This window comes from Dehalococcoidales bacterium (assembly GCA_030698765.1).
GTDB lineage: Bacteria > Chloroflexota > Dehalococcoidia > Dehalococcoidales > UBA2162 > JAUYMF01.
In genome coordinates this window covers 1-7439 of record JAUYMF010000129.1, presented here as the reverse complement: position 1 = coordinate 7439, position 7439 = coordinate 1, and the positions used below count along the sequence as shown (strand labels likewise).

General features: G+C 54.8%; 7 protein-coding genes. 3 read left to right on the top strand and 4 right to left on the bottom strand.

Annotated elements, in window-relative coordinates:
* Positions 1-19: 19 nt before the first annotated feature.
* A complete protein-coding gene (locus Q8Q07_06445; protein ID MDP3879923.1) occupies positions 20-754 on the top strand; it encodes a LysE family transporter in 735 nt (244 codons plus the stop codon).
* A gap of 15 nt (positions 755-769) precedes the next feature.
* On the opposite strand, the gene Q8Q07_06440 is transcribed toward Q8Q07_06445, so the two are convergent.
* From Q8Q07_06440 to Q8Q07_06425, 4 genes are all read right to left on the bottom strand, one after another.
* Positions 770-1696 carry a cation diffusion facilitator family transporter gene (locus tag Q8Q07_06440; protein ID MDP3879922.1) on the bottom strand — a complete coding sequence of 309 codons (927 nt, stop codon included), beginning with the start codon at positions 1694-1696 and terminating at the stop codon, positions 770-772.
* Positions 1697-2090: 394 nt separating this feature from the next.
* A complete protein-coding gene (gene secF / locus Q8Q07_06435) occupies positions 2091-3017 on the bottom strand; it encodes a protein translocase subunit SecF (protein MDP3879921.1) in 927 nt (308 codons plus the stop codon).
* Positions 3010-4359: a protein translocase subunit SecD gene (gene secD / locus Q8Q07_06430; GenBank protein ID MDP3879920.1), complete on the bottom strand. Its 1350-nt coding sequence runs from the start codon at positions 4357-4359 to the stop codon at positions 3010-3012. Before secD ends, secF begins: the two co-directional genes overlap by 8 nt.
* Entirely contained in the window at positions 4356-5888 is a 1533-nt protein-coding gene (locus Q8Q07_06425) for an HD domain-containing protein (protein ID MDP3879919.1), read from the bottom strand. The genes secD and Q8Q07_06425 overlap by 4 nt, the downstream gene beginning before the upstream one ends.
* A 225-nt stretch (positions 5889-6113) precedes the next feature.
* On the opposite strand from Q8Q07_06425, the gene Q8Q07_06420 reads away from it, so the two are divergent.
* A complete protein-coding gene (locus Q8Q07_06420; protein ID MDP3879918.1) occupies positions 6114-6347 on the top strand; it encodes a helix-turn-helix transcriptional regulator in 234 nt (77 codons plus the stop codon).
* A gap of 161 nt (positions 6348-6508) precedes the next feature.
* Positions 6509-7240: a nitroreductase family protein gene (locus Q8Q07_06415; GenBank protein ID MDP3879917.1), complete on the top strand. Its 732-nt coding sequence runs from the start codon at positions 6509-6511 to the stop codon at positions 7238-7240.
* Positions 7241-7439 lie beyond the last annotated feature (199 nt).

Here is a 7439-nt window from a genome sequence, read left to right as displayed (position 1 = left end):
AGGGGGATTAAGGGGGATTATGACGCCTGAAATCCCCCTATTTCTCCTTTTCCAAAGGGGAAGGAAAACTCTGAGTAACTCTGATGATACTACGCCGGAGCACCGGGAAGACGGGTGTGCTACAATGGAGCGAGGTATTTTTATGCTGCCGGTACTGCTCAGTATCGTCGTCATTTCACTCTCCGGGGTAATGATGCCCGGGCCGATGTTTGCCGTTACGGTGGCCAAAAGCTACCGCTCGCCCCTGACCGGAGTCGGGATATCCCTGGGACACGCCGTGATTGAAGTCCCCCTGATACTGCTGATATACTTCGGCTTTGCCCGCTTCTTCGAAAACGATATGGTGCAGATGGTGCTGAGCCTGCTCGGCGGCGGCATGATTGCCGGACTCGGTATCGCCATGTTCCGTGCCCGCACCCGGGTAGTCCAGCAGGGTAAAGACTTGCCCTATAACGCTTTTGTGGCCGGTATCCTGACCAGTGGCTTTAACCCCTTCTTCCTGCTCTGGTGGGCGACTATCGGCAGCATGCTTATTATGAAATTTCTTGATTTCGGACTGGCAGGGCTGCCCCTTTTCATCCTGGTACACTGGCTGTGTGACCTGGCCTGGCTCTCCCTGGTTTCAATACTGATTTATCGTACCAGGTCCCTCTGGGGGCAGAAGTTTCAGGAGGGTCTGTTCATTGTCTGCAGCCTGCTGCTCCTCGGCTTTGGTGGCTGGTTCCTGGTATCCGGTCTCCGGATTGCGTTCTAGATTCTCTATCTGGCATCAGTGTCCGGGTTGCATTACGTTGATTTTCAGGTTACAAGAGGAGACAGCGCACTCCTCACATTCGGTCTCACATGGTTCAACATGAATGGTAATGCTGGAATTGGGCAGGCGCCTTTTTATATCCTGTTCCAGGTGGTCGCACATCTGATGCGCCTCTTCCACGCTGGCATTCCTGGGCATCAGTAAATGAAGGTCGATGAAGCGCTGGCTACCGGCAGTACGGGTGCGCACTGCGTGAAAACCGACCAGTTGGTCACGGTGTTCGCGGATGCAAGAAAATAATTCCTCCTGCTCCTGCTGGGGCAAGCTCACATCAACCAGCGGGCCGAAAGCCATCCGGCTCATACGGTAAGCCATAATCAGGATAAGTAACGCCACGATCAGCGCCAGGACCGAGTCAATGATATAAAGCCCTGTGAAACGAACGACTACCAGCCCTATCATTACTCCGGCGTTGGAGTAAATGTCACCGGTAAGCATGCGGGCGTTTGCTTCCAGCGCCACCGAACCGGTAGACCGGGCTATACGGAAGAGGTAGCGGGACAATAAGATGCTGGCTATCATGGAGAGCAGCATAACCCCGATGCCAGCCTCGGTGAGTTCAATTATGGCTCCGGACATTATTCGCTGGATGGCAGCGTATATTATCGAGCCGGCAGTCCCGATCATGAGCACTGTCTGGACGCTAGCCGCGATATTCTCTATCTTGCCATGCCCGAAGGGGTGTTCCTTGTCAGCCGGTTTTGTTGAGAAACCTACCGCAATGAAGGTGATTATTGCGGCAAGAAGGTCGAGAGAGCTATCCGCAGCCTGGGCCCAGATACTGATACTGCCGGTAATGGCCCCTACTGCGATTTTAAGCCCGATTAAGGTGATGACAACTGACAGGAAAAGCCTGGCGGCTGCTATTGGAGTAGAAAACATAACGCGTTACCTCCTCAGCGCTTGTATTCTCCTTGTCAATACAAAGAAAAAGACCGCAGGATTTCTGGTCCCACGGTCTCCCGCTGCCTAAAAAGGCCCGGCTTACTTTACGTATGAGGAACGCCTGCTCCAGTTGCTAGATTATAACTTAACCGTACGGGACTGTCAATTAGCTGTGCTCACGGTTCTGTATTTGGTTGGTTTTATTTGTCATTGCGAGGAGCACGTTCACTTCGCTCAGTGTAAACTCCGCGACATGGCAATCTGAGAGGTGAGGGGTACCCTTCCCCACACACAGATTGCTTCGCCTTCCGGTTTTACCGGAATGGTCTCGCAATGACACCGCCGACCAAAACCGAATAATACCGTGCTCGCTCGATATGTTAACGAAGCTCTATCTCGCTTGAACTTTGCTGATGGTTAAGGGCTTTTTGCCGATGAACCTGCCCCACTCCCTTTTCTGCCAGACTACCAGTAGCTGGGGAGCGATGCAGAGTGAGCTGTATGTTCCGGCGATGATACCAACCAGCAGCACTACCGCGAAATTCTGAATTGATTGCCCGACAAAGAGCAGCAGCGCTAAAACCACAAACAGAGTGGTCACGACCGTATTCAGAGAACGGCTCAGCGTCTCGATCAGACTGGTATTAACTATCGTCTCGAAGTCAGCCTTGGTATCCCTGGTCAGGTTTTCACGTATCCGGTCAAAGATAACCACGGTATCATTGACGCTATAGCCGATAACCGCCAGGATACCGGTCACGAACATCAGATTGATTTCCCAGCCTAATAAGCCACCCAGAACGGAGAAAGTCCCCAACGCCACCAGCGCGTCATGCACCAGGGCTATTATGGCGCAGGTACCATAGCGGAAGGGATTGGGCATCCGGTGGAATGCCCAGGTGACATAGAGCAGTATCCCGATGGCGGCGATGGCGACGGCGATAGCCGCATTACGTGTCGTCTCGGTGGCGACCATCGGTGACACGGCGTCAAACTCTCTGACCTGCATAGCGCCCAGACCGGCGCTGATCCCGTTCTCCAGAGCGGTCTTCTCCTGGCCGCTCAACTCCGGTAGACGGAGCAGAAACTCGTCCTCGCCGACGCGCTGGATAATAGCACTGCCATACCCCAGATCAGTCAGTTCCCTTCTCAGGGCATCCTGGTCTACCGGTTGCTCAAAGCCGATGGTCATCATTGAGCCGCTGCTGAACTCGACTCCAGCCTTAAGTCCGAAGGTAGCCAGGGAAACAATACTGACCAGTATTACTAACCCGGAGATAAGAAAGAACCAGAACCTTTTACCAACAATATCAAACATCTTTCCTTCCCAGATGAGGACTGAATAACCAGGGCGACCGCGCCAGTGACGTGCGCGCGAACAGTCGCAGCAGGGTCCGGGTAACAACAACGGCCGTAAACATGCTTACCGCCACACCGATGAAAAGGGTCAGCGCAAATCCCTGTACCGGGGCGCTGGCGACGATGCTGCTGCCCAGCCAGTACAGAATAGCGCAAACAATGAAGGTAGTTACATTGCTGTCCCTGATGGCTGACCAGGCCCGGTTAAACCCGGCTTCGATGGAAGCCCCCAGTGTCCGCCCGCTTCTCAGCTCCTCCTTTAATCGTTCAAAAATGAGCACATTGGCGTCTACCGCCATGCCGATAGATAGAATAAACCCGCCCAGTCCGGCCAGGGTGAGCGTCACCGGTATCAGCTTGAAGAGCGCGATTACCAGAAAGCCGTAGAAGACTAAAGACAGGCTGGCCAGAAAGCCGGATAGGCGGTAGTAGAAAATCATAAACAGCATGACCATTATTATCCCGATGAATCCGGCCCGGACACTCATCTCAACGAAATCAGACCCCAGTATCGGCGATACCGTCTGGTCATAGATTATCTCCAGGGGAACCGGCAGGCGGCCAGCATTTAACTGCCGGGACAGTCGCTCCGCCTCGGTTAAGCTCAACCCGGTAATCACGCCCCGGTCGACAATCGTCGACTGCACAGTGGGAGCAATGGGGATGCCATCCTCTCCCAGCAGGGCTTCATCGCCTTCAAAAATGGCTAGGGGCTGGCCAATCATCCGGCTGGTGATTTCCCGGGACAGCTGGCTGCCTTCTTCATTCCATTCGAATACCAGCTCTATCCTGCCCAGATTGTCCCGGCTGACGAAGGTCCTTTCCCTGAAATAGCGGCTGGTCAGCTCTTTTTCCTCTCCGTTGATGATAGCTGTCGCCGGTTTCCACTTGCCCAGCCTATTCTCCCATTTGGCTGTTGCGTTCTCCGTGGCCAGTACCCCGAACTCCAGGAGCGCCACCCGTGAGAGGCTCTCCTTCTCTTTATCGGTAATGCTGAGTCCGGGTAATGCCAGGACAATCCGGTCCTCGCCCTGCTTCTGGATGACTGGCTCGGTTACCCCCATCGGGTTGATCCGGTTACCGAGCACCGCAATCACGCCGTCGATGGCGCCGGCCTCTTCGCCCGGCCCTACCGAAGACAGGTCAGCCCGGTAAACAATATGAATACCACCCTGTAAGTCCAGCCCCAGCCGTACTCCCCTCCTGCCTAATATCCCCTCATCAATGGGGAGGACTACCAGCGCCGCCAGGACAAAAATTAGCATTACGATGATGAAAACCCGCGTATTCCTTGTAATCATTTACCGGCTGTTTCCTCCAGAAGTTTCTCGATGTATTTTAGCGCTTCCTCCCTGGTAGTAACTTCTCCCGAAGCCTGGGCTTCACGCACCGCTTCCAGTACCACCCCGACTTCCGGCCCCGGGTTGATATCGAAAATGTTGATCAGATCATGCCCGTCAACCAGCTTTGGAGGATGGACGATGCTCTCCTGCTCAAAGCGCCGGGAAAGCACGTACTCTACCGTCCGGGCGTGTTCCTGCCAGTGGGACAGGTCTAACCCCGGACCGCGTGCCGCCAGGTGGTCAGCCAGGCTCAGGAAAAGGGTATCAATACCGGCGTCTCCGCTATCTCTGAAGTAGCGGTAAATAGCCCGGTGGGTGGGTAGCTGGCCCTGGCTCATCTGCCCCGGCCTCAGGTGGTGCTGGATTAGAGTCTCTACCAGCTTTATTTCCCGGGCGCTGAAGCGGAGCTTTGCCAGCAAACCAGCGGCTATGGAGGCTCCATCCAGGGCGTGTCCCAGAAAGCGTACCCGTCCGCCAGCCTCGATGGATTTGGTCTGGGGCTTGGCGACGTCATGGAGCAGCGCAGCCAGTTTCAGCAGTGTCCGGCGGGTGCTGCCGCCACTGACCTCCTGCGCGAAGTGCCCGGCCAGCGTTGCTGACCAGGGGACGGCGGCGATAACTTCTCCGTCAGCGTATTCCCAGCGTCCCTGCCTGAGAAGAAAGTCGACGGCGGTTACCGTCTTCAGGGAATGCTCAAAAACATCCCAGAAATGCTCTTTCGGCTGTTCAATACCTTTGGCAGCGGCCAGCGGCGGGAGAATCTCCGTCAGCAGACCCAGGTCGTCGAGATAAGTCAGAATTCGCTCGTTACCGGGAAAAGCCAGGAGCCGGAGCAACTCTTCCTTTATCCGCTCACCGGCTATGGTGGTTATCAGGGAGGAGTGATGACGGATTTGTGCCTCCGTTTCCGGGTCGATGCTGAACCCCAGCTCGGCAACCAGGCGGACGGCCCGCAGCAGGCGGACGGCGTCAGCGGGCAGTGACGATTCATTGACTGCCCGGATCACGCCCTGCTTGAGGTCTTCCTGTCCATAAAAAGGGTCGATAATCAGCGCGACAGCCGGACCTTGCCGCAGTTGACCGAGGTCAACTGCCATCGCGTTGATGGTAAAATCACGCCGCGCCAGGTCATGTTCGATATCCCCTGCCAGCGTTGAGAAATCAAGCTCCCAGCGCCGCCCGCACGGGGCTGGTTCGCTGTCGGGAAGAATTACCCGGCCGATTCTGTTCTCCCGGTCCAGCAGGACGTACTTACCGCCAAGGGCGCCGGCTACCCTGGGCGCGATTTCCAGGGCGTCCGGGGCTACCGCCAGGTCAATGTCAGCCGTATCCCGCCCCAGCAGCGCATCCCGTACCAGTCCGCCGACGATATACGATTCCACACACTGCCCGATGATAATATCACTTACCCTGTCCAGTATTAGTTTAACCTCTGACCCCAGCATACTGCCGAAGGTGTTCTTCGGGTCGGCTTGAGTATGGCTCATCACAATTCCCTGATTAATCGGTAATCTCCGCTGAAAAAACTATGTTTACGGAGCCTGATAATTTGCCCCCAGCCACTCACTACACCTCCGTAAACTCAAACTAAACTATACTCCCAGTCGGCCAATTAATCAAGAGGCGTTAACCATGACCCGGCGGTGTCATCTTGACAAATGGCTAATTAATGGCTACAATATCGGTCATATGTCACTACGGAGGAACGGTCTATGATAGTCAGGACAAAGATTTTTGATTTTTGCAGCAACGGCCACCGTGACCGCTACCGGAACCTCTCTGAACTGGCGCAGGCAATGGGGATATCGGTGAGTCAGATTTACCGGGTGCGGGAAGGGAAACGGCAGATTAATCAAAAGTTTATTGTCGGGGCGTTAAAGGCCTTCCCGGACTATACGCTGGATGATCTCTTTTACCTGGTTCCCGGGACCTCTAAACGGCGGTAAGAGCCACTACTAGCCTCAAATCGCTCACCCGCTGAGGACTGCCCCGCCATTACCTTCAATGGTGATTTTTATCTCCGTGCCAGCGAAAGCCTGGAAATAGGCTATTGACCATATCCTGCTGTTCTGCTATATGATAGGTATTCTCTGGTAAGGAGTTGGACATGGAGATTGATGATTTTCTGGCGCTGTTGAAAAAGAGAAGGAGCATCCGCCGCTTCAAGCCTGACCCCATACCCGATGGATATATCGAAAAGATAATTGAGGCGGCGCGCTGGGCGATGTCCGGAGCCAACGCGCAACCCTGGGAGTTCATCGTCGTCAGGGACGCCGATACCAGGAAGAAGATTGTTGACATTTACCAGCGGAACAATCAGGCCTGGCCGGTGGAAAAGACGCGAATCAAAGAGCTGCGCTTCCCGTCCATGGCGGAAGGCCCGCGCAACGAGCCGCCGGGATTCAAGGATGCCCCGGTATTCATCGTGGTCTGCGGCGACCCCCGAACGTTTCAGGCGACACTGCTGGTAACCCACTTTCTGCCTTATGACGGCGGAATGGGTTCCATTTATTATAAAGGTGTGGCTAACGCCACCCAGAATATCTGCCTGGCGGCGGCCGCCCTGGGGCTGGGTTCCCAGTGGTTAAGCTGGCAGTCAAATATGGAGTCGGCTCTCAAAACCCTGCTGGACGTGCCGGAGGAGCTGACGGTTCATACCATCGTCCCGATTGGCTATCCGGCATACCAACCCGCCCCCACCTACCGCAGGGAGCTTGATGAAATTACGCATTATGAAAAGTACGACCGCGCCAGAGCCCGCTCCGGGGATGATATCTACGATTTCCTGCTGGCGCTGCGCCAGCGCACAAAGCCCGCCTATATTATCAAGCAGGACTAAGGTAAATTTGTGGGTATATTTTGCAGCTAGTGTAGTGTCTCTTATATATCTTGCCATATCAAGGAAGTTGCTGTCATTCCAGCGAAGGCTGGAATCCAGGGGATAGACATGGATTCCGGATCAAGCCTGTCCTGGCGACAGGCCAGGGTCCGGAATGACAGAACTGTAAAGACATTTGTAATACACTACACTAGTGTGA